The 21,581-nt window shown below is 56.0% G+C and carries 20 protein-coding genes; 6 read left to right on the top strand and 14 right to left on the bottom strand.

The annotated features are described in order from the left end of the window. Window positions 1-92 precede the first annotated feature (92 nt). From IB237_RS17545 to IB237_RS17530, 4 genes are all read left to right on the top strand, one after another. Window positions 93-767, top strand: coding sequence for a FadR/GntR family transcriptional regulator (locus IB237_RS17545; RefSeq protein WP_192489995.1), 675 nt, complete (start codon window positions 93-95; stop codon window positions 765-767). Between the two features lie 52 nt (window positions 768-819). Beyond that, complete coding sequence (locus IB237_RS17540; RefSeq protein WP_192489994.1) at window positions 820-2,034, top strand: NADP-dependent isocitrate dehydrogenase; 1,215 nt, start codon at window positions 820-822, stop codon at window positions 2,032-2,034. A 583-nt stretch (window positions 2,035-2,617) separates the two neighbouring features. After that, entirely contained in the window at window positions 2,618-2,905 is a 288-nt protein-coding gene (locus IB237_RS17535; RefSeq protein WP_192489993.1) for a DUF2218 domain-containing protein, read from the top strand. A gap of 60 nt (window positions 2,906-2,965) precedes the next feature. After that, window positions 2,966-5,230, top strand: a complete 2,265-nt coding sequence (locus tag IB237_RS17530; protein ID WP_246788055.1) for a TonB-dependent siderophore receptor — start codon at window positions 2,966-2,968, stop codon at window positions 5,228-5,230. Between the two features lie 221 nt (window positions 5,231-5,451). On the opposite strand, the gene IB237_RS17525 is transcribed toward IB237_RS17530, so the two are convergent. The 6 genes from IB237_RS17525 to IB237_RS17500 form a co-directional block, all read right to left on the bottom strand. Further along, window positions 5,452-6,477, bottom strand: a complete 1,026-nt coding sequence (locus IB237_RS17525; RefSeq protein WP_192489991.1) for an ABC transporter ATP-binding protein — start codon at window positions 6,475-6,477, stop codon at window positions 5,452-5,454. A gap of 3 nt (window positions 6,478-6,480) precedes the next feature. After that, the gene (locus IB237_RS17520) at window positions 6,481-7,323 is read right to left on the bottom strand and encodes a carbohydrate ABC transporter permease (protein WP_192489990.1); all 843 of its coding nucleotides are present in this window, start codon (window positions 7,321-7,323) and stop codon (window positions 6,481-6,483) included. Next, window positions 7,320-8,174: a carbohydrate ABC transporter permease gene (locus IB237_RS17515; protein ID WP_246788053.1), complete on the bottom strand. Its 855-nt coding sequence runs from the start codon at window positions 8,172-8,174 to the stop codon at window positions 7,320-7,322. The genes IB237_RS17520 and IB237_RS17515 overlap by 4 nt, the downstream gene beginning before the upstream one ends. Window positions 8,175-8,313: 139 nt before the next feature. Then, window positions 8,314-9,561: a sugar ABC transporter substrate-binding protein gene (locus IB237_RS17510; protein WP_192489988.1), complete on the bottom strand. Its 1,248-nt coding sequence runs from the start codon at window positions 9,559-9,561 to the stop codon at window positions 8,314-8,316. A gap of 84 nt (window positions 9,562-9,645) precedes the next feature. Further along, a complete protein-coding gene (locus IB237_RS17505) occupies window positions 9,646-10,437 on the bottom strand; it encodes an SDR family NAD(P)-dependent oxidoreductase (RefSeq protein ID WP_192489987.1) in 792 nt (263 codons plus the stop codon). After that, complete coding sequence (locus tag IB237_RS17500) at window positions 10,434-11,186, bottom strand: FadR/GntR family transcriptional regulator (RefSeq protein ID WP_246788051.1); 753 nt, start codon at window positions 11,184-11,186, stop codon at window positions 10,434-10,436. The genes IB237_RS17505 and IB237_RS17500 overlap by 4 nt, the downstream gene beginning before the upstream one ends. A 134-nt stretch (window positions 11,187-11,320) precedes the next feature. Here IB237_RS17500 and IB237_RS17495 point away from each other — a divergent pair, with 134 nt between their 5' ends. Beyond that, entirely contained in the window at window positions 11,321-12,232 is a 912-nt protein-coding gene (locus tag IB237_RS17495) for a DUF6772 family protein (protein WP_246788049.1), read from the top strand. Continuing rightward, complete coding sequence (locus IB237_RS17490) at window positions 12,232-12,567, top strand: hypothetical protein (RefSeq protein WP_192489985.1); 336 nt, start codon at window positions 12,232-12,234, stop codon at window positions 12,565-12,567. The genes IB237_RS17495 and IB237_RS17490 overlap by 1 nt, the downstream gene beginning before the upstream one ends. Window positions 12,568-12,603: 36 nt before the next feature. Here the strand turns inward: IB237_RS17490 and IB237_RS17485 are convergent, their stop codons facing one another. The 8 genes from IB237_RS17485 to IB237_RS17450 all read right to left on the bottom strand — a co-directional run bounded on the left by IB237_RS17485 (window position 12,604) and on the right by IB237_RS17450 (window position 21,529). Further along, window positions 12,604-13,998, bottom strand: coding sequence for an FAD-dependent oxidoreductase (locus IB237_RS17485; protein WP_192489984.1), 1,395 nt, complete (start codon window positions 13,996-13,998; stop codon window positions 12,604-12,606). A 19-nt stretch (window positions 13,999-14,017) separates the two neighbouring features. Further along, window positions 14,018-14,803 (bottom strand): SDR family NAD(P)-dependent oxidoreductase, encoded by a 786-nt coding sequence (locus IB237_RS17480; protein ID WP_192489983.1) that lies wholly within the window; start codon window positions 14,801-14,803, stop codon window positions 14,018-14,020. Window positions 14,804-15,372: 569 nt separating this feature from the next. Further along, a complete protein-coding gene (locus tag IB237_RS17475; RefSeq protein ID WP_192489982.1) occupies window positions 15,373-16,635 on the bottom strand; it encodes a D-tagatose-bisphosphate aldolase, class II, non-catalytic subunit in 1,263 nt (420 codons plus the stop codon). A 64-nt stretch (window positions 16,636-16,699) separates the two neighbouring features. Continuing rightward, window positions 16,700-17,512 carry an NUDIX hydrolase gene (locus IB237_RS17470; protein ID WP_192489981.1) on the bottom strand — a complete coding sequence of 271 codons (813 nt, stop codon included), beginning with the start codon at window positions 17,510-17,512 and terminating at the stop codon, window positions 16,700-16,702. A gap of 86 nt (window positions 17,513-17,598) precedes the next feature. Next, window positions 17,599-18,363, bottom strand: a complete 765-nt coding sequence (locus IB237_RS17465) for a glucosamine-6-phosphate deaminase (RefSeq protein WP_192489980.1) — start codon at window positions 18,361-18,363, stop codon at window positions 17,599-17,601. A 54-nt stretch (window positions 18,364-18,417) separates the two neighbouring features. After that, window positions 18,418-19,515 (bottom strand): N-acetylglucosamine-6-phosphate deacetylase, encoded by a 1,098-nt coding sequence (locus tag IB237_RS17460; RefSeq protein WP_192489979.1) that lies wholly within the window; start codon window positions 19,513-19,515, stop codon window positions 18,418-18,420. Next, window positions 19,512-20,453 carry an ROK family protein gene (locus IB237_RS17455; protein WP_192489978.1) on the bottom strand — a complete coding sequence of 314 codons (942 nt, stop codon included), beginning with the start codon at window positions 20,451-20,453 and terminating at the stop codon, window positions 19,512-19,514. The genes IB237_RS17460 and IB237_RS17455 overlap by 4 nt, the downstream gene beginning before the upstream one ends. Further along, window positions 20,450-21,529, bottom strand: a complete 1,080-nt coding sequence (locus IB237_RS17450) for an SIS domain-containing protein (RefSeq protein ID WP_210324010.1) — start codon at window positions 21,527-21,529, stop codon at window positions 20,450-20,452. The genes IB237_RS17455 and IB237_RS17450 overlap by 4 nt, the downstream gene beginning before the upstream one ends. Window positions 21,530-21,581 lie beyond the last annotated feature (52 nt).

Here is a 21,581-nt window from a genome sequence, read left to right as displayed (position 1 = left end):
TTTATCGTATTTTGTCAGCAGGTATGCGCGTTGACATGCACCAATATGCCGGATATAAGCAAACCAATCGAAAATTGGTTCGGAAATTGAGCATGACAGACTTTTCGGATGGGGCAGTTCTCACGCGCCTCAGGGACTTCCTCACAACCGCAGAATTGCAAGATGGCGGACGCCTTCCGCCAGAGCGGGAGCTGGCAGAAGCGCTGGAAATCGGGCGCGGTGCGCTGCGCAAAGCGCTGGCAACCCTGCAGGCGGAAGGGGTGGTCTGGCGACATGTCGGCAAGGGCACTTTTACAGGCGAACGGCCGATCGATACGGTGGCCGATATCAACGCCATGGTGCATCGGACCAATCCGCTCGAAGTCATGGGAGCCCGCATCGCATTCGAGCCCGAGGTCGCCCGTTGTGCCGCGCTCAATGCCACACCGAGCCAGATTGCAGAGCTGCGCAACTGCATGATCAAGGCGCAGCAGGCGCCGACCTGGCGGCTCTATGAGCAGTGGGACAACCGACTCCATCGTCTGATTGGCGAGTCTTCGCAGAACTCACTCCTTCTTGGGCTGCTCGACACGTTGAATGCGGTACGCCGCGCCGTCACCTGGGGACGGTTGCGTGACACGCCGGTGCGCCCTCCGGTCAATCACCATTCATTCGAGGAACATGAACGCATCGTGGAGGCCATTGCCAATCGCGACGGCGCCGGGGCTGCGGATGCGATGCGCAAGCACTTGCGCAGCGTGGAAAGCCATATGCGCGACATGCGCTGACACGAAAATCTTTGAGGAGGGGCGGCGCAACGTCGTCTCATGGGAGAACAGAATGGCAAAGATCAAGGTTGCAAACCCCGTCGTCGAACTCGACGGCGATGAGATGACACGCATCATCTGGCAGTTCATCAAGGACAAGCTCATCCACCCCTATCTCGACGTGGATCTCGAATATTACGACCTGAGCATCGAGAACCGTGATGCGACCAATGACCAGGTGACGATCGATGCGGCACATGCGATCCGCAAGCACGGCGTCGGCGTCAAATGCGCGACCATCACCGCTGACGAGGGGCGTGTCGCGGAGTTCGGCCTGAAGCAGATGTGGAAGAGCCCGAACGGCACAATCCGCAACATCCTGGGCGGTGTGATCTTCCGCGAACCGATCATCTGCAAAAACGTGCCACGCCTTGTGCCCGGCTGGACCCAGCCGATCATCGTTGGCCGCCACGCCTTCGGAGATCAGTATCGTGCAACCGATTTCAAATTTCCCGGCAAGGGAAAGCTGACGATGAAGTTCGTCGGCGACGACGGCACTGTGATTGAGCGTGACGTGTTCGATGCTCCCTCCGCCGGGGTGGCACTTGGCATGTACAATCTCGACGAGTCCATCACCGAATTCGCCCGCGCTTCGTTGAATTACGGCCTGCAGCGCAAGGTGCCTGTCTACCTTTCAACGAAAAATACCATTCTCAAAATCTATGACGGTCGCTTCAAGGATATCTTCCAGACCGTGTTCGACGAGGAGTTTGCCTCGAGGTTCAAGGAAGCGGGCATTTGGTACGAACATCGCCTGATCGACGATATGGTCGCTTCGGCGCTCAAGTGGTCCGGCGGCTACGTCTGGGCCTGCAAGAATTATGATGGCGACGTGCAGTCGGACATCGTTGCACAGGGCTTCGGCTCGCTCGGCCTCATGACCTCCGTTCTATTGACGCCAGATGGCAAGACTGTCGAGGCGGAAGCTGCCCATGGCACTGTGACCCGCCATTATCGGCAGCATCAGAAGGGTGAGGAAACCTCTACCAATTCGATCGCTTCGGTCTTCGCGTGGACGCGAGGACTCGCCCATCGCGCCAAGCTGGACAACAATACGGAACTGGCAAAGTTCGCCCACACGCTTGAGCAAGTGTGTGTGGAAACTGTCGAAGCCGGCTTCATGACCAAGGATCTTGCGCTGCTGATAGGCCCGGACCAGCCATGGCTCTCCACCACGGCCTTCCTCGACAAGATCGACGAACACCTGCAGGAGGCCATGCGGGCTTAACTGAGCCGAGGGCGACGCGGCGGTGTCGCCCTGCCCGCTCCGCGGCAACATCTGGCTTGTCAATCTGGGGCTGGTCTTGACTCAAGGCTGCAGGAAACAATCAGGGATGGTACTAGCGACAATCTGCTGATTGGAAATGGATACGAGAAACGCATCCTGATGTTTGTCCAAATGGCAGCGCAGCAACCCGATTCCTCACCGTTCGGCGATTGCAGAACATGCTTGGCAAGCAATGAAAGAACATGCGCCATAGCCATAGCTTGGATCGCAGCATACACAGAAATGGCAACCGCGCATTACGGTTCACAACAAGGCATTGAAAACAATGGCGAACATTCTCTATCGCTCATTCCACGTATCCTAAGAGAACTCAAGATTCGCAATCGTGAATTCTAAAAAGCTATTAAATGCAACTAACACTCGAAATCGACTAATTCACTTCGATATTTCCAAGGATATTCTACTTTAAATCGTTATCAAGACTTGACTCAAATTGTCATCTTTGAGATTGCGTCTTTACGTTCCAAGTTTTTTCTAGAAGACGCGGACAAAACGCACTCAAGTGATACGATCCGAGGTATTCATGTCCAGCAGGCAGGCGATCATTTCGACGGAGTATGGAAGTCGCTATCTACAGCAACTTTCCAAGCACTGGGCACATAAATTTGAAACGGAGTTCACGCCCGTTTCGGCAAAGATTGCTTTGCCGCTAGGAGATGCCCGGCTGAGGGCGGACGATAGAAGCCTTCACATCGAAATCACTGCACATAAGAGCAAAGACCTTCCAGTTTTACAGGATGTCGTTCAAACGCATATCGAGCGCTTTGCCTTCCGGGAGACGCTTGAGTTCGATTGGCAGCCGCAAACCTGACGCTGCCTGCAACACGTTCTAATCATCAAACAGAATTCTATTGAAATGGGGATGGGGTACATGTCGAAGGGAACACACCAGTTCTGCCTGCGTAGTTACGGCTGCGCGATACTTGCCAGCGTTTCGCTGCTCGCGCTGACGCCAGTTTTAGCGCAAGGCCAAGAAGCAAATCGCGCTGAACGCGGTCCAGGCACCTCCGCAACAGTACTTGCCCCCATCTTGATCCAATCTCAAAACGAAAACAAACCGAAGACAAGCACCATCGGACTGCCTCCTGCATCGTTCAGTGGTGGACAGCTTTCGACAGGAGCACGACTTGGCTCCCTCGGAGACCGTCCTGTTAAAGACACGCCCTTCAGTATCACGGCCTACACAGCTAAGCTCATCCGTGATCAGCAGGCGCGAACTGTTGCGGATATTACACTCAACGACCCGTCCGTGCGCGCGGACGCGCCTGCAAACAGCGAGCGCGATTCGTTCTTCATCCGCGGCTTTTCGGTGGTCAACCTCGATATTCTTTACGATGGACTTCCGTATATAGCCAACCCGCGTCGTCATTTCCTTGAAGGCATTGAGCAGGTTCAAGTTTTGAAAGGACCGAGCAATTTCGCGAACGGCGGGCTGGGTCGCGTCGGCGGAACGATCAATCTCATACCAAAGCGTGCAGCAGATGAACCATTAACCCGTCTGACGACTGGTTATCGCAGCGATTCACAATTCTGGACGCACGCCGACGTTAGCCGTCGGTTTGGCCCAGCAAATGAATGGGGCGTTCGCGCCAATGGCTCAATCAAGGGCGGTGAAACCGCTCTTGATCACAATGATACCAAAGTTGGCGTGGCAACGCTCGGCATCGACTATCGTGGTGATGATTTTCGTGCTTCGGTAGATTTGAGCCACTCGACACAAAAGCTAGATTCGCCAACATCACTGTTTAACACCGTAGATACACGACCTGCATCTTTGGTAACGCAGATACCGCGAGCTCCAAATGGCAAGGTGAATACGGGCAATCCGTTTGAATATCTTGATAGCTCATACAATATGGCTACGGGCCGCATTGAGTACGATATCCTGGACAGCACGACGATCTATGCCGCAGCAGGCGCGTATCGTTACCGTGAGGACTTTTTGACATCGTCCTATACAATTCTAAACAACAGCGGTGATGCCCGGATCGATTTCGGATACAATCCGCAAGAAATTATCAGCTATTCCGGCGAAACAGGGATTCGTTCAGAATTCGAAACGGGTGAGATAAACCACCAACTGAACATATCCGCCCAACTAGCCTATACGGAAAATAATCGCGGTTACCTCAACCCATCTGCTTTGGGCTTCCCAAGCTACGTGTCCAATATTTACGATCCCGTTTATATCTCAGGTAGCTTGGTGAATACGTCGGGCTTGCCCCGTTCTGGTAACTTGAACCCGTTTTCAGAACTGTTGTCTACCAGCTTTGCAATCTCTGATACGCTTTCCGTCCTAGACGACAGACTTGAACTGACTTTGGGCGGGCGCTTTCAAAGTGTCCGCCAAAAAAGCTTCAATGTGCGCCCAGATCGTGGACCTCTCGGAGTACAGAATTACTTTTATGATGAGTCACGGTTTAGTCCAGCGGTTGCAGCCAGCTTTAAGTTGACCGAAGACCTATCCATCTACGCAAATTACGTGGAGGCGTTGACGGAAGGCGCAATCGCTCCTTTGACGCCAACATTAAGTAACCCAGGCGAAGTACTTCCTCCTACGGTCAATCGACAAAAAGAAGTTGGGGTGAAATATGACACCGGTTCGCTCATGCTTACGGCCGCGCTTTTCGAAATAAAGCAGCCTAGCGCTTATGTGGTCGGGAACACCTATGGTCTCAATGGTCTCCAGACCAATAGCGGCGTAGAACTTACGGCTTACGGAGAGCCAATCGACGGCCTGCGACTGCTTGGCGGGATCACATTTCTTGATGCAGAGCTAAGCCGCACCAATGGCGGAGGAAATGATGGCAACGTGGCTCCCGGCATCCCCAAGACTTCGATCAGCCTCTATGGCGAATATGATTTGCCATGGATTGAAAGCCTAACAGCCACCGGTCGTGTCGTTCACAGCGGCAGCACTTACTTCAACGCGGCGAATACCCTGAAGGTCGACGACTGGACACGCGTCGACCTTGGTGCACGGTACAAATTCGAGCGCGAAAACGGAAAGCCTATCGAAATCCGCGCCAATGTCGAAAACGTTTTTGATGAGAACTATTGGGCGTCGTCGGCTCGCAGCTTCCTCGCAGCTGGCGCATCTCGTACCTTTACACTTTCGGCATCGTTCGATTTCTAAAAAGGAACATTCACAGTGAGCCAGAACCGATCCACCACATTCTCAAATCACGCGCGATTATGACCCGCGGCTCTCTATCGCACAGAAAGACTATTGCGAACGTGGCAGACTGTGACGGCGCGGTAGTCGTGCGATTTTGAGACATGCTTTCTGCAAACTCGCTTATCGATATTCCGAACAGCTCATGATCTGGAGCGGGTGATAAGCGGGTTTTTACGACACTAGAGTAATAAAACTCCGTGACTGTCGAAATAATGGAGTTTTGACGGATCGGCGGTTAATCCGACCTCGCTTCCCACAGAGGGCATTTCCGGCCTGTCATGGGTGACAAGGCAAATCTGTCCGCTGGGCAACGCGATATGCAGCAGAGATATTGCGCCCGTATACTCACAGAGATTGATAATTCCACGCATAACGCCCTCTCCTGGGGCGGAAATGATGAAATGTTCGGGTCGTACGCCTAGAGTTTCGGTGGAGGCAGGATGCGGTCCGCTCAGCAATGCACTTGCCTCAACTGCCGGTATTACGTTCATTTTCGGGCTTCCTATAAATTGGGCCACGAAAATATTGGCCGGCCGTTCATAGAGTTCCCTTGGTGAACCCACTTGCTCTATCCGCCCGTCGCGCAGAACGACGATCTTATCGGCCAACGTCATGGCCTCGATCTGATCGTGGGTCACGTAGATCATCGTGGTGGCAAGACGCTTATGTAGCGCGGCGATCTCGGATCGCATGTGCACTCGCAGTTCTGCATCAAGGTTGGACAGGGGTTCGTCAAACAGGAATACGTCGGGATTGCCGACGATGGCCCTACCAATGGCTACGCGCTGACGTTGGCCGCCGGAAAGTTCGCGCGGATAGCGATCCAGCAAAGCCTCCAGCTTAAGCGTTGCCGCCGCTTCGCCGACGCGCCGGTCGCGCTCCGCAGTCGGTACCTTCCGTACCTTCAGCCCGAAAGCCATATTGTCGCGAACCGTCAGATGCGGATAGAGTGCATAGGACTGGAACACCATCGCCACGCCACGTTGCGATGCCTGCACCTCGTTCACCACGCGCCCGCCGATCGATAACTCGCCGCCAGTGATATACTCCAGCCCTGAGATGAGCCGGAGCAGTGTGGATTTTCCGCATCCGGAAGGGCCTACGAAAACGACGAACTCGCCGTTCTCAATCTCCAGATCGACACCGCGGATGACGTCCACCGCCCCGAAGCTTTTTTTAATGTCCGTTAGCGTAACACTGGTCATATCTTACCCTTTGACGCCGGAAAGCGCGAAACTTTCAATGATCTGCCGCTGGGCGATCAGATAGACAATCAGGATCGGCACCACGGCAAGGCTGGTTGCGGCAAGCTGCAGGTTCCATAAAGGAAGGCCGTAGCTGTCGTTGAAGTTGGAAAGTGCAAGCGGAAGCGTGAACATTTCGAGCGAACTGACAAAGATCAGCGGTTCAAGGAACAGGTTCCACGAATGAAGAAAGGTGATTATCGCAACCGCTGCCAGTGCCGGGCGCGACATCGGTATCGCGATTTTCCACCAGACCCCAAGGCGTGAAAGCCCATCCATTTTGCCCGCATCTTCAAGCTCCTTTGGCAGCGCCAGAAAATATTGACGCATCAGGAACGTCGCCATCACGCCTTGCGGACCAAAGGTCGGCAGAAGGATGAGTGGCCAATGGCTATCCACCATGCCCATCCCGCGCATCAGAAAGAAGTTGGGAATGATCGTGACTTCCTCCGGCACCATCAGCGCCGAAATCAGGAAAACCATCAGCAGCCCCGCCCCGGCAAATCGCATTCGCGCCAGCGCATATCCGGCCAGCGAAGCGATTATCAACGTCAGCACGGTCACAACGACCGCGATGTATATCGAATTGAAATACTGCCGGGCAAATGGCTGGTAGGTGAAGACCTCGACAAAGTTCTGCCAACGCCAGACACGCGGAATGAGCGTCGGCGTGCCGAAGATTTCGGTCACGCTTTTAAAGCCCGCAGATACCATCCAGATAAACGGAAAGACGAAGGGTATGGCGACGATCAAAAGCGCAATCGTCCAGCAGGTGCGATAAAGAATCTGGATCTGACGCTGCTTCATTGCATGCCCTTCCGTCTCAGCATGACCTGGACCAGTGTCAGGGCCATTACGATGACGAACATGATCATCGCCAGTGCAGATGCGTACCCGATATTGAAGAACTTGAAGCCCTGCTGGTAAATGTAGAAAGCCAACACCAGCGTGCCGTTTTCAGGCCCGCCTCCGGTCATCTGGTATATGTGATCGAATACCTTGAACGAACCGATCGTTGTGATGACCATGATGACGAGCGTCGTCGGCGCAAGCAGCGGCCAGGTAATCATTTTGAAAATCTGCCGACGCGAGGCCCCCTCAAGGCGAGCTCCCTCCTCGTAATCCCGCGGGATGGATTGCAGGGCGGCGATGTAGAGGATCATGTTCAGTCCCACCATCTTGATGACCCGCGTCACGATGACAGCGGCCATCGCCCAGTTCGGCTCACGCAACCAGTTCGGTCCACTGATGCCGACAATCGCCAGCACCTGATTGATAAAGCCGCCTTCTCCCTGCAACAGGAACTTCCAGACGATCGCCCAGGCGATTGCCGAGGTGATAACTGGAGCGAAGAACACTGTGCGGAAGAACACAACGCCGAAGAAAGGCCGTGAAAGGGCGAGCGCCAGCATGAGAGCCAGCGCCATATTGAGCGGCACGAGCCCGATTGCAAAAATGACCGAGTTGCGCACCACGAGCCAGAAATCCGGATTTTCCAGCAGCGCATTCTCGAAGTTGGCCAGGCCGATAAAGGCTGCCTCCTGCGTCAGCAGGTTCCATTCCGTCGTCGAATAATAAAGGATGGCGCAGAGCGGCCCGAGAAAAAAGATGAGGAAGCCGATGAAGGTGGGACTGACGAACAGCCACGCCTCCATCATTTCTCTCGCCTTCAAACTCAGCCAGGGCTTTTGGTTGTTTAATCGCACGGTTCCAAGCACTCCATCGTCATCCTCCGCCTTGCGCCAAGGATTTGACTGCGTTCATGTCGGCACAAGGCCAGATGACAGAGCAGCGTCATCAGAGCTGTGGTGTAATTGCCGTGCAAATGTCCTTGATGGCCGCATCGACATTGGCATCGGCCTTCCAGAGAGCGTCTACACGGGGCATCATTGCGGCAAGGATTTGTGGTGCCTTCTCATGTCCGGGAACGACACGGCCCTTTTCGATCGCCGCCGCGACATTCTTCATCATCTCCGGCGAAATCAGCTTGTTGCCGTTGATGAAAGCTGGCGCTTGCAAAACACTCTTACGAGCAGGCGGGAAGAATTGCGCCATTGTGGCGACATTTTCCTTACTGGTCATATGCGCTACAAACTCCGCAGCAACCTTGGTGTTCTTGCCCTTGGCAAAAACGACGAGCGCAGCTTGGCCGATGACCGGAGATTCCCCTCCCGGACCGGTCGGCAACGGTGCGATACCCCACTTGAAACCCGCCTCCGGCATTTTCGATGCGCGCGAAATCTGGTTCACCGTCATCGCCGAATTTCCCGAGAAATAGTCGCCCTGAGTGCCAGGCGGTACGATCGACTTGTCCTTGAACACCATGTCGTGCAGTTGCTTGATCGCCTTCACGGCTTCAGGCTTGTCAAAACCGCATTGCTTGTTCGACCAGATATCGCCGCCATAGGCGCGGATAGGAGGCAGGAAGGCATGCGTCATGCGCGAGGCATAACCTTCACCGTCCTTGAACTCGAAACCCCATTTGCCGGGGTTGGCTTCGACCAGCTTCTTGGAGACCTCCTGGAACTTGTCCATGTTCCATTCGCCCTTGGCCGCTAGCTGTTGCGGGTCCTCAAGGCCTGCTTTGTCGAACATGTCCTTGTTGTAGTAGATCAGGAATGGCGAGGTGGAAAATGGTATCCCGTAAACCGTTTCACCCTGCTGCCACAGGCCCATGGCTGGCTGAGAAAAGTCAGAGAAATCATAGCCCTCCGTAGCCTTCAGTGTCGGCCCGAGATCCATGAGAAGCTTGGCGTTCTCAAAAGCGGGAGCCGCATCTTCCATCATCCAGGCGACATCGGGCGGATTTCCGCCCGCCACCTGGAAGGTCAGTTTCTGGGTGTAATCGTTGACCGGAACTGTCTCGAATTTGACGTTCACGTCCGGATTCTTGGCCTTGAAACTCTCTGCGATGGCATTCAACATCTTCAGATGGGCTTCGCTACCGGTCCACACCGTCATGCGAAGATCCACAGCAAGCGCGGCAGATGTCGACATCAATAGTGCTAAAGCGGATGCTGCTATACCTGCTAGTGCGGTCCTCATGGCTTCCTCCCGTTTGGTCGCTTCGTAAACAGTACTCCTCCAGCGATGCCAATGGCATTCGCCGTAACTCCTTGTCGCAGGCGACTAATCAGCAACCTGCGGAAGGACACCAGGGGCATCACCGATCGACCATCCTCCGTCGACCGGTATATTTGCTCCGGTAATGTAGCTGGCAGCGTCGCTGCACAGAAAAACGAATGCACCTGCCAGATCCTGCGGCTGCCCCTGTCGTCCTGCAGGGATTTTAGCCGTCACGGCCCTGCGAAAAGCAGGGTCGCTGTACTGGGCCGCGTTGGCCTCGATCTCGATGGCGCCGGGCGAGACGACATTGACTGTAACGCCACGCGGCGCGACGTCGCGGGCAATGGCGCGCACCGCCGTCAGTTGCGCTGCCTTCAAGGATGCATAGACGATCGTTTCAGTGCGCGGTCTGGTCGCCATGATACTGCCGGTAGCAACCACCCTGCCCCAGCCACGCTCGGCCATGGGCGGAACCAGTTTTCCCGTGAGGGTCAGCAGTGCCGCGAAATTTGACGCCACATGCGCGGCTATATGCGCCTCATCAATATCATTCCAAGGCATGCGTCGTTCGATAGCAGCATTGGCGATCAGGATATCGATCGGCCCAAATTGATCGAGTATATCGTTGGCGAATGCTTCAGTCGCACCCTGCCTGGTAAAATCCGCCTCGATGACGGGCGCTTTGCCGCCCATCATTTCAGCCAGTTCCCTCGCGCCAGCCTCGTCCCCGAAATGGTGAAGGATAAGTTCCGCGCCATGCTCTGCCAGCCCCAGTGCCACAGCGCGACCGATACCAGAACTGGCACCGGTCACCAGCGCACGCCGACCTTTGAGCGAGAAGCGCGAGCTCGTCATCCCTCTGCGCCTTCCAGCTTATCAGCGACTTCAAGCGAAGCGATATCTGCCGCATCGAAATGCGCGCGTATCCTTTGCTCGGCCCGGTCAGCATCGCCCAAACGGATGGCTTCGCAAATTGCAGCGTGCCGTGCGATCGTCTCATGCCAATCTGCCTCGCTACGGTTCGCGCGCCGTGAGAAAAGCTCGGACACTTCCCGCTGTACTGTGCGCATGCCTTCCATCTGAACGCGGATCATCGCATTGCCCGTCGCGGTCGCCAGACCAAGATGGAACAAAATGTCCGCAGCCGTGAAACTGGCGGGATCATGGACGCCGGCATTCATGTCTTTCAACGCCTGCTCCATCATCTCCAGACCTTCGGGGTCTCGACGCTCGGCGGCAAGTCTCGCGATGCCGGTCTCGATGACCCGGCGCATCTCATTGGCTTCCTGAAGGCGCTTGAGGCTCGAGCGCACCGCATAGCCATAGATCTTGTCCATCGTCTCGCCACTCATGGCCTTAGCGCGGGCCACTTTTCCCTGCTGGGTGAAGATCAGTCCAGCAGCTGTCAACTGACGCAGAGCCTCACGCGCAATCGGCTTCGACACACCAAATTCCCTGGCGATTTCTCCCTCGGGCGGCAACGGCTCGCCCGGCGGAATACGGCCGTCGAACAACGCGGCAGCAATAGCATCCGACACACCATCGGCGAGCCTGACGGGGCTCACCAGCTTGGCATCGAATACGGATTTGCGGGAGATAACCATTGTTTGCGTCCTCATGATCAAAAGCTAGCATACAGTTTATAACATAGCAACTAGGTTTATCAGTTGCCAAGATGATACGATGTGGTTAGAACTAGCATACAAGCAGGCCGCTGAACACAGTGAGGCAAAACCCGATGGCATCATCCACACCCATCCAAATGGCCGAAATAACGGAAAGCTTACGCATCGCTCTGTTGCGGGCCGATCCCGCACTCAGTCGTTTTGACCCATTGCCCCGCATTCTCTCGTTCGACGACTTTTCGCGCGGCCATTGCGGCTGGTCGCAACTGGTCGGCAATTACGAAGACACGTTGGATGCCATGCTGCCCGGTTACGCCCAGCATTCCAGTGCGATGATTTCCACTCTCGGGCACTGGGATGCCGGCTCCCATGGCGGCATGGATTCGTCCTACGCGCTCAAAATCGCCACCAGGCCCAAGCCGGGCGCACAGAATGTCGCGATCAAGCGTCACACGTTCCGCAAAAGAGGGCCGATCCGCTTCGAGATTTACTTCACCTTCAAACCGGAAGCCTCCGAGCTGAAGCTGTCGGAAACCGACGTGCGTTCCGTCGGGTTTCTGTTCGATCTGCAGGGCGGCGACCGTGACAGCGATAGCGAGCGGGTAATGCCGCATCTAAGATTTTTGAATGCCGAAAACGGCAAATTCCTGCAGAAATGGCAATATAAGCGTGAGACCACCGAGATCACACCGCTCGGAACGGAGGACAAGACGGTCAGTCATTACCACCTTGCACCGGAAGGCTGGCTGGATCTGCCGGATGGCGAGCAAAAGCTTTGCTACAACGAAATCCCGACCAAGGTGAACTGGAGCTATCTGCGGTTCGATTTCGACCTTGAAAAAATGCAGGCCACCGGCATGCAATGCAACGATCGCACCTTCGATGTATCGGGCTTCGAGCCTATCCGTATTCCGGCAATGAAGAACCTCTGGTGCATGCTGAACTTCTGCTTGTTCGCGGAAACGGACGTCGCCAAGCGCGCCTTTCTCTATGTCGATTCGATCTGCATTTCGGGAGATTTCTGATGCTGCCTGAAAACATCACAGCGATCATTGCCCGCAACGAGCGCTGGAGTGGTGATGCCGCCAGTGAACCCTATGAGGCAGGCTGGGCGCGCGAAGCAGTCTTTTTCATCCGCGCGCTGAAACAGCCGATTGGCGTATCGCCTCGCGGATGGGTGGAAATTTCACCCGATGGCATGCACTGGGTGCGCGAGGGAACTGAGTTCGATATGCCGGCCGAGGTCGATGGACTGGCATCTGCACGGGTGCAACATTTCGGTAACTGGCTACGCGTCGTAACTCAGTTTGCCGAAGGCGCGGAATGCACCGTGCTGATCACATTGCATTTGAAGGCGTGAACATGAAAAGGGCGAATGATATATCCGCCCCTCACATCACCCCAGATAAGCGCCCTGTGCCAGCAATTCACGGCGCAGGTCCTCGTATTCGATATGGCGAGGGCTGGCGCGATTGCCCACGGAAAGCGCAGCCGCGATGCCGGCAGCCTGGCCAAGCGCAAAGCAGGGCGGCATGACGCGGATGGCACTCAACGCCTCATGCGTTGCTGACACGGCACGACCGGAAACCAAAAGACCATCGTGGATGCGCGGTACCATCACCCTATACGGGATCTGATAGATATTGGCAGCGTCGGGCCCTTCTCCACCCGTGCCGCCACCCGATCCCGTCGGATCGTGGATATCCAGCGGATAGCCACAGAGTACGACCACGTCTTCAAAGGCGCGACCGGAATGCAGATCCTCCAGCGTCAACTCGTAGTCGCCTTCGATGCGGCGGGTTTCCCGCACACCGATCTGCGTTGCGGTATCGCGCAACGTCGCCTCTTCGAAACCTGGCAACTCCTTGCGGAAGAAATCGAGAAGAGCTACGGTTTGCTCACGCCCCTCCACCTCGGCCAGTGACAGTTCGAGCGCATCGGCGCCGTTCCGTTTAAGCACCCGCCCGGTATTGATACGCCAGACCCCCGGCTCCATGGTCTTATAGAGGCCTATGCCGCGACGAGGCGCAGGGAAACGCCCCTCTTCCGTCGCCTTGGCGACAATCGAGGAAAACGGACGATAGTCGTCCGGGTGCGATCGAACATACTCCTCGACGACCTGATCATCGACATTTTGAACGCGAAAGAACAAGGTCTGGGGCTGGGAAAGCCCGTCGCTGTCACGCCCCTGCCGGGTGTGGACGCCGGCGTAGTGGGCGACATCGCCATCGGCAGAGCAATCGACCACCACTTTGGCGCGCGCGGCTCTCAAGCCACCTTTGCCAGCGCAAACAACACCGAGCACCCCGGGATTGTCGGCGTCGCGGTCGTCAACGATGGCGTCGACCACCATTGTGTGGAGCAGAAGTTCGACGCCCGCCTCAAGACACATGCGCTGGGCGACAACCTTTGCTGCCTCGGGCTCGAAAGGGGTGACCTTGTCATGTCCATAAACGATGAAGCCGCAATAGGCCGAACCAGCAGGAATGGCGCTTGGATGCAATGCGCCTCCCAACGCCATCATACCCTGCACGAATTCCTCGTAAATGCCCCGGATCAGCTGTGTTTTGCCATCAAGCGAATAGGACGTCATGCAGGGACCGACCAGACCTGCGGTCAGGTTGCCGCCCAAAAACCCATAGCGCTCGACGAGACGGACCCTCACCCCGAGACGGGCCGCCGCTACCGCTGCTGAAATTCCCGATGGTCCGCCACCGATGACGAGTACGTCGACATCATCGAGTTCGGGAACGTCGACCGAATAGGCATAATGCCGCTCTGTCTGATGCATCTTCTCCTCCCAGACTGATTTAGCGGAACATCGATCCGCCATCGACATCGAGCGCTGATCCATAGGTGAAACTGGCGGCATCTGAGCAAAGGAACATAATCGCAGCAGCCATGTCGTCCGGTCGACCCATGCGGCGCATCGGCAGATTACCAGCAATGCGCTCCTTCAGCGCAGGATCGATATGGGAATGCATTGGCGAGTCTGTTGGCCCAGGGTTCAGCGCGTTGATGCGGATTTTCTTGCCTGCCAGTTCTCGCGCTACAGATTTGACCATCGACAGGGTGGCCGCCTTCGATGCGGCATAGGGCGTATCGGCAATGAGCCCGCCACCGCCATGGACCCCAGCATCGGAAGCGGTGCATACGATATTGCCACCCTCAGGATTGTCGAGCATGCGTTTGACTGCCGCCTGAACCGTGAAGAAGGTGCCAAGCAGGTTGACGTCCAGCACGCGGCGCCAGTGCGCCCAATCCTGTTCAAAGATACGCTTGGCGGTAATGATTGCCGCGCAGGTGACCACGTTGTCGAGCCGCTGCAGATTGGCGTCACAATATTCGAATGCGGCCGCAATGCTCGCCTGATCGCTGACATCCACCCTTACTGTGTGGATTTTGGCTCCCGACCGCCGCAAATCGGCGCTGTAACGCTCAAGCCCGGCCTCGTCTCGGTCTGCCATGACCACTTCCGCCCCTTTGGACGCAAAAGCACGGGCGGTTTCAAGGCCCATTCCGCTGGCGGCACCCGTGATCAACACCGATCTACCGGCAAAACAGTTATCCGCAAAAGTCGCATATGTGTCTGGCATACTGGGTTCCTTTTCCTGGCCTCATAACATATCACCCACGCGGGTTTAAAAAGACCGGCTACTAAGAAACCTAGCAACTATGTTGGCTGGATGTAAAGATTATTTTTGCGTCGGCTGAATCAACGCCAACAAGATCGCCGTCGCGGAGTGAAGTTGACCCCATCTACCGCATTCAGCGGGTCCGCCCGGAGCGATATTTTGCCGGTTAACGGGGAGTTCAGCCGTGTTAAAGAGATCTGAACCAACAGTCCCAAAGCCGAGTGATTTGCAAACGGTAATTGCAGGCTGCTTAAATAGAGGGCCGTGCGCTCCTCTGGCCACGCGACGTCAGAATGTCACCATTGCCTCTCAACGCTCATCGATCATTGGAGGGCGGGGAACGTCTCATTTTATCTGAAGTCTTAATTCAGTGTTCCGCTTGGTTTCGTCGGCTAGGATTTCGCATGCGATTTTGAGCACACGTTCCGTATAATTCTTCGGTACACACGCCAGACCGCGATATGCGGGCGCTGGTGGACAATAGACCACCGCACGTCAGGCTCTTCTCAAACTTTCGAGTGACAGCCCCGTCAGTGGCCGCACGCTTTAGCATAATCACGCAACGTCGCCTGGACATAGGCAAGCTTTATCCCATCGAAATTAGCCACGACGTCGCCTGATCGCACTTTAGCAGTCAAAGGAGCGAGGTACTGGCTGATCAGTGTTTCAGGTATGGACCTATTCCCGATACGGGTTCTCACAACCTCTACTGCCTGTCGCGCAGCGGGCTGGGACCAATAATAGCGAATGCGGTCCGAATAACTGAAATGCCGTTGGAGGCGCTGTTGCGACGAAGTACCTGAATAATATTTAGCCCAGTGGTTGCGATCTCCCGTCATGATGTTTTCCATTGTTTGCTTCAGCATCGGGGCTTCACCATCAAGTTCCGACGCAATCAAATCCAACCCATAGAGCGCTTCCCGCAACGCAAACGTCAGGCCGGGACCAACCTTTAGAATGGCAAACCCGCCGCCCACGAGCGACGAAAGCGCCTCAGCAGTTTGGTAATCGGTCGAATGTGCTTCGAAGACCACATTGGGCATGTCGGTAAGCGATTGAGAGAGGTTCCTTGCTTGGTCCGGCCGGTAAGCCACAACATTTGCGTTGCCGAATTCGACACCGGGCTGCACAACCAAACCGATCACCCGTTGAAACGCCGCCTCCAGCCCGTGTTCCGCGAACGACTTGGAGTGCACATCATACGTCCTGCGCGCCGCGGCCGGATCTGTCACGTCAAGATCATCAACGGCATGAGAAGCACCACCTGGAACAGGCACTTCCGTTCCGACAATGTAGACGGGTGAAAAAGAGCTGTTGTCTTCGGCAACTGCTGCCAGCTGGGCTGCGCGCCGGGCCACAAGCTCATCGTCCAACGCTTCAGGCTCGCCAACGCATCCCATCGAGCAGTCGAGATGCAGCTTGGAAAATCCCGCACTGGCGTATGCTGCAACCATCTCCTTGGCCTTGGCCATTGCATCAGCGGCAGACAGATGTTTCCAGGGATTGGGACCTAGATGATCTCCGCCAAGGATGAGGCCTTCGGTATTGAAGCCCACACTGCCCGCGATCTCCTCAACAAACGTCCGGAATTTCGCAGGTGTCATAGACGTATATCCGCCGTCTTGATTCACCTGATTACAAGTGGCTTCGATCAAGACCGGCTGATCAATGTCGCGACCCAGTATCAAAGCCGCGCGAATGACATCGGGATGCGCCGAACAAACGGAGGTTATGCCATATGTTTCACCACGATCACGGCGCGATCGTAAAGACGTGAGTGTAGACGTATTCATGTAAATCTCTCAAATTGAGGGCAAAATTTCGCTGGCGGATGACCTGCATATCGTTGCGCGGTCATCAGCGGGATTTAAGGGCATACGGTTCAGGCGTGTGCCGCGACAGCGTTTCTGTTGCGCAGAAACGCACAGCCTTAGAAGCGTCCTCCCAACCGTCTTCCAGAAGCGGTGCGAGATAATCAACAATGCAGCCTTTGTTCACGCGGAAGAATTGGCTGAGTGTTTTAAGGTCGAACGTCACGGCATGGAGACGATCAAACTCGGGGAGTTCTCCGTCTGCCAGTTGTTTCGATCGATAACTAGCGAAAGAATTTTGCGCCTGCCCGGCGGTCATATCGAGAGACAGGGCGTAGAATATCCCGACGGTGGAATCTTTACCGCCACATTTTAAACCAAAGGGCCGAAACCATGCGATGTCTCTGACAAAATCCGGTCCAAGTTCCTCCATTACCTCGCGCTGGCAGCACATTCGTGCATTGAGTTCTCCATCGGCCCCAATTTCGACACCGCCTCCAGGAAACTGAATCCGGCCGGGGGATGACGTATGCTGCGCCATCTCGCCAAACAGCAGGTGGTTGTCAGAGGTCAAAATGGCGGCCGCACTAAAGAAAGCCTGGCAATCAAACTCATGGTTCAGGTCTTGGGCAGCGTAAAGATAATGCGCGTAGTCGGTCGTCGAAAGTTCGACAACCATGCCGGAACCTTCCGGAGTGACTGATGATGCGGCGAGCACCGGGCCGTTAAAGAACTGGCCGTTGTTGCTGATGCGAGCCCAGTATGTTTCGACTTTGGAACGATAACCATCGGGAAACGTCATTGCCGATTTGCTGAGGGCGGGCCGAACGTCCTGATTGATAAAGGTGATCTTCAGCATGGCGTTGTCCTCGGTCGGCATTGCGTTTGGAGGGTTTCGGACCGCAGCATCCGTTCTCAGCGATGTCAAAAACTGTCTTGGTTTTATCAAAGTGCGCTGGCAGCAGCGCTGTCGAGATACCAGTGGATGTTTCCATGAGACCTGAGCAATGAGGCCGGGCAATCGGTTGACGGCTGTTCCCGCAGACTGCGGCGAACTGCGGTCGCCTTTGCCGGTCCTGTCGCCAACATAATGATCTCGCGCGCATTCTGTATATCGGCGATCCCCAGGGTGATGGCCTGCGAGGGTACGGAGCGCAGTTCTACAAGACCAGGCTGGTTGGCTGACAGGGTTTCTTCAGAAAGATCGACGATCCGTACATGACTGTCGGGTGCCGAGCCGGGCTCATTGAAACCGATATGGCCGTTCGTACCCAACCCGAGAAGCTGTATGTCGACGCCACCGCTTTCGCGCAACAGGGCCGCATATCTTGCAGCCTCGGCTGCCAGATCGTCTGCGGCACCGTCGATGAGGTTGAGCTTGCCAGGATCGAAATCGGCAAGACCAAAGAGTTCGCGCTTCATGAACGCGGCAAAGGAATCCGGATGGGATGCCGCCAGACCACAATATTCGTCCAGATTGAAAGTCTCGACATCACGAAACGACACCTCGCCCTTAACAAACGCATTGATGAGACTTTTATAGACCCGGCGGGGCGTCTGGCCAGTTGCAAGACCCAGAACACTTTTGGGGTTTCGCTTAACGGTTGCGAGGAGGTGATCTGCGACCGCATCGGCAGCATCATTGGCCGTCGGAAATACCGTTATCAGGCAACCATCGCTGATAGCCGTCTTTTGCAATGAAATGTTCATTATTCCAATCCTCTAATGGGCCCGATCCTGCTACCCGATGGCCGCATTGCGGTGTCAGATCGCAACACGCCGCAGGGCGTCATCGAGCGCTATGATTTCGCTGGTGGGGGTTCCTTGGCGAAGTGCCGTTCGCTTGAGACCCATCACGTCCAGTGGGATCATGGCTGCCATCTGGTAAGCGTCTTCCAGTGACAGCCCGACATGCTGGACGGCGTTCGCAAGGCATGTGGCAAGATCGACATGCGCTCCGGCAAGAGAACCCGCCTGATTGATAAGTGCCCCATCCCGAACCCTTATTGTCTCGCCATAAAGTTCGAATTGATCGGGTCCGCCAATCGTCGCCATTGCATCGGAGACCATGAACATACGCCCCGGGGACGGACGCGCACGGCAGGCCAGAGCCACCATCGACCAATCGACATGATGGCCATCGACAATAATCCCGGCATAGGCATCCGAATTGATCGCCGCACCGAGGATGCCAGGCTCGCGCGAGCCCATGGGTGGCATTGCGTTATAGAGATGGGTGAAGCAGGTAACACCCGCTTCCAGTCCGGCTCTGGTTTCGTCCGCTGTTGCCGCAGAATGGCCTGCGGAGATGATCACGCCCATATCTGCAATGCGGCGGATCGTGTCCAAATCGACGGTCTCTGGCGCAAGCGTCAGCATCACTGGAATGCCAGCTGAACGCAGTTCTTCAAGGATCGCCAGTGTTGTTTCATCCATGGGCCGGATAAACGCAGGATTGTGCGTGCCTTTGCGCAACACATTGAGATGCGGACCCTCTATATGAAGACCGAGGAAGCCAGCCGTTCCCCAAGCGTCCCGTGCCGCTGTCGCGACCGCGCGCATACGTTCAGCTTCACAGGTGATGAGGGTTGGCATTACCCAGCCGGTGCCAAGAGAGCGTTGCGTCGTGACAATATGTGAGATTGACTGTGCCGAAGGATCGGAATTCAACATCACTCCGCCGCTGCCGTTCACCTGCAGATCGGTCAATGCCGGGCCAAGGAAATGGACCCGCATGTCCGGGTTTTCGTCGCTTTCAAGCGGCCGGAGTTCTCTCAGCTCACCGCTGGCGAATTCAGCCGCAAGCCCGGTTTGCATGGCACCATCCATCCAGATGAAATCGGCGGCGATGAGTTGGGTCATGAAAATGGGGCTCCAGACGGGTTAGATTGGTTTCGGCTTGCCATGATGGCGGCACCACGTGCTCCGGAGCTGTCACCATGGATGGCGGAGCGGATGGCCGGCATGCACATTTCGCCGAGCTTTATGGACTGAAACGGTTTTTCCAGCAGCGACACGACATCCGGAATGCTGGACAATCCGCCGCCCAGCACAATACAGTCGGGGTCGTGTGTAAGCTGGATGATCAGCAACAGTTCCGAGGCGATCTCTGCCCATAGGGACATTACCTCTTGCTGTTGCTTATCCCCGGCTTGCGCAGAGGCAACGATCTCTTCGGCCGTCACCGGTCGTCCCAACTTATGCCCGCCAAGTGCCGCCAGACCCGTGCCGGAGACATAGCGTTCGAAACATCCACGCTTCCCGCAGCCGCAGTCCCATAACGGCAAACCGTGAGCCACAGAGATATGGGCCGGAATGCCGATGTGGCCAATTTCCAGTGCCGAACCGTTCAGACGTGGCGTCAACCGACCGTCACACGTCAGACCTGCCCCGACGCCGGTACCCATGATCAGGCCAACAACGGTCTTGAACCCTTCACCGGCTCCACCATTTGCCTCCGACAGGGCAAACGCCTGGCAGTCGTTCATCAATGGCAGCCTGCGACCAATCCGTTCCTCCAGTATGGCGGCGATGTCGTAACCACTGGCTGGCAGGTTGGAGGTGAAAGCACGGCCCGTATGCACATCGACAAGACCAGGTATGGCCATTCCCACAGGTAACGCCTGGCCCTCATCCGAAAGCTGCTCGAGCCATCGGACCTGCTCGGCGAGGGCATCGATGAAATCGGCAAGCCGTTCCTTCGGCGTTGGGATGCGTCGCATTTCGACAGTCGCCAGATCGTTGGAAAACAGCCGTGCTTCGATCTTGGTGCCGCCGATATCGATGCCGCCGCAGATCATGCCCGCACCGGATAAAGCGTTACGCCGGAGACCACTCGAGAGAGATTTCCCTGTCCCGCAAACGGATTGTCGATGTTAAGCGCAAGTTCGCCTGACCATGCAACGGCCCACAACTGCGCCGCCAGCACATAAAGCGGTGCCTCCCAACGGGCGTCACCCAAGGTCCGAAGATTCACATCGCAACCCGTTCCACCAAGTGTCAGCACCGTGGCCTCTGGGTACTGCGCCATGATCTCGCGCGCCACATCGTGATCATAAAGCGCAGTATGCGCATCCGGATGGACCATGACGACGATAAGATCACGGCCGGTGATGACCGCCTTTGGACCATGGCGAAAACCAAGCGTGCTGTCCCACGAGGTCATGGTCTGGCCGGCCGTCAGTTCCAGAACTTTGAGCGCAGATTCACGGGCCACACCCTTCAGTGAGCCTGAGCCGAGAAAAACCACGCGGTCGGGCCTCGGCGGTGTCATAGCCTGCAGCGCTGGCAGTAGCGAGGATGCCTTGTCTGCGATCCTGTTGAGATTATCAGCAACATCCGCCCCAGTATCGAGGCAGGCCAGTGCAGATAACAGCATGGTCGTGAAACTGGACGTCATTGCAAAACCGCTGTCATGCGTCGCTTCGGGCAGCGCAATCACCTTTTGCTCTCCACTTCCCACAGGCGCACGCGTGGCAAGAGCACCCTTCGGGTTGCAAGTGATGTTCAGCCGCTGCACCTTGGGGAACTGCATATCGAGCAGATCAAGCGTGCCAATGCTCTCGGAGCTGTCACCCGAGCGGCCGAACTGCACGACGAGAAGATGCGGATCATTGCGAAGGCATTCGAACGGGCATGCCACGATATCGGTGGTCGGGATTGCCTTTATGATAAGTCCGTCAGATTGCGCAAAGCTCAATGCGTCACCGATAAAGGCCGAGGTTCCGGCACCGGCAAAGACAATCTCGGTGATCTGTTTTTCCTTGATCCAGGCACTGATTTCCTGTGCCTTGCCAGCAAGGATCGGACCCCATTCGGCCCAGATGCGCGGCTGTGCGAAAATTTCTTTCCATGTCTGGCTGTCCTGGGCCTGCATAATCAAATCCTGTTCTTCTTGGTTTCAAAGCCGGCCTGGTTGCGCGGCGGCA

The organism is Agrobacterium sp. AGB01 (assembly GCF_014851585.1).
Taxonomy (GTDB): Bacteria; Pseudomonadota; Alphaproteobacteria; order Rhizobiales; family Rhizobiaceae; genus Agrobacterium.
The sequence above is the reverse complement of the archived record's forward strand: the minus strand, read 5'-3'. Positions and strand labels throughout refer to the sequence as shown.

Bases quoted from the DNA above. Each gene is read 5' to 3' on its own strand.
- IB237_RS17545 (WP_192489995.1), top strand. From the start codon at position 93: ATGACAGACTTTTCGGATGGGGCAGTTCTCACGCGCCTCAGGGACTTC.
- IB237_RS17540 (WP_192489994.1), top strand. From the start codon at position 820: ATGGCAAAGATCAAGGTTGCAAACCCCGTCGTCGAACTCGACGGCGAT.
- IB237_RS17535 (WP_192489993.1), top strand. From the start codon at position 2,618: ATGTCCAGCAGGCAGGCGATCATTTCGACGGAGTATGGAAGTCGCTAT.
- IB237_RS17530 (WP_246788055.1), top strand. From the start codon at position 2,966: ATGTCGAAGGGAACACACCAGTTCTGCCTGCGTAGTTACGGCTGCGCG.
- IB237_RS17525 (WP_192489991.1), bottom strand. From the start codon at position 6,477: ATGACCAGTGTTACGCTAACGGACATTAAAAAAAGCTTCGGGGCGGTG.
- IB237_RS17520 (WP_192489990.1), bottom strand. From the start codon at position 7,323: ATGAAGCAGCGTCAGATCCAGATTCTTTATCGCACCTGCTGGACGATT.
- IB237_RS17515 (WP_246788053.1), bottom strand. From the start codon at position 8,174: ATGATGGAGGCGTGGCTGTTCGTCAGTCCCACCTTCATCGGCTTCCTC.
- IB237_RS17510 (WP_192489988.1), bottom strand. From the start codon at position 9,561: ATGAGGACCGCACTAGCAGGTATAGCAGCATCCGCTTTAGCACTATTG.
- IB237_RS17505 (WP_192489987.1), bottom strand. From the start codon at position 10,437: ATGACGAGCTCGCGCTTCTCGCTCAAAGGTCGGCGTGCGCTGGTGACC.
- IB237_RS17500 (WP_246788051.1), bottom strand. From the start codon at position 11,186: ATGGTTATCTCCCGCAAATCCGTATTCGATGCCAAGCTGGTGAGCCCC.
- IB237_RS17495 (WP_246788049.1), top strand. From the start codon at position 11,321: ATGGCATCATCCACACCCATCCAAATGGCCGAAATAACGGAAAGCTTA.
- IB237_RS17490 (WP_192489985.1), top strand. From the start codon at position 12,232: ATGCTGCCTGAAAACATCACAGCGATCATTGCCCGCAACGAGCGCTGG.
- IB237_RS17485 (WP_192489984.1), bottom strand. From the start codon at position 13,998: ATGCATCAGACAGAGCGGCATTATGCCTATTCGGTCGACGTTCCCGAA.
- IB237_RS17480 (WP_192489983.1), bottom strand. From the start codon at position 14,803: ATGCCAGACACATATGCGACTTTTGCGGATAACTGTTTTGCCGGTAGA.
- IB237_RS17475 (WP_192489982.1), bottom strand. From the start codon at position 16,635: ATGAATACGTCTACACTCACGTCTTTACGATCGCGCCGTGATCGTGGT.
- IB237_RS17470 (WP_192489981.1), bottom strand. From the start codon at position 17,512: ATGCTGAAGATCACCTTTATCAATCAGGACGTTCGGCCCGCCCTCAGC.
- IB237_RS17465 (WP_192489980.1), bottom strand. From the start codon at position 18,363: ATGAACATTTCATTGCAAAAGACGGCTATCAGCGATGGTTGCCTGATA.
- IB237_RS17460 (WP_192489979.1), bottom strand. From the start codon at position 19,515: ATGACCCAACTCATCGCCGCCGATTTCATCTGGATGGATGGTGCCATG.
- IB237_RS17455 (WP_192489978.1), bottom strand. From the start codon at position 20,453: ATGATCTGCGGCGGCATCGATATCGGCGGCACCAAGATCGAAGCACGG.
- IB237_RS17450 (WP_210324010.1), bottom strand. From the start codon at position 21,529: ATGCAGGCCCAGGACAGCCAGACATGGAAAGAAATTTTCGCACAGCCG.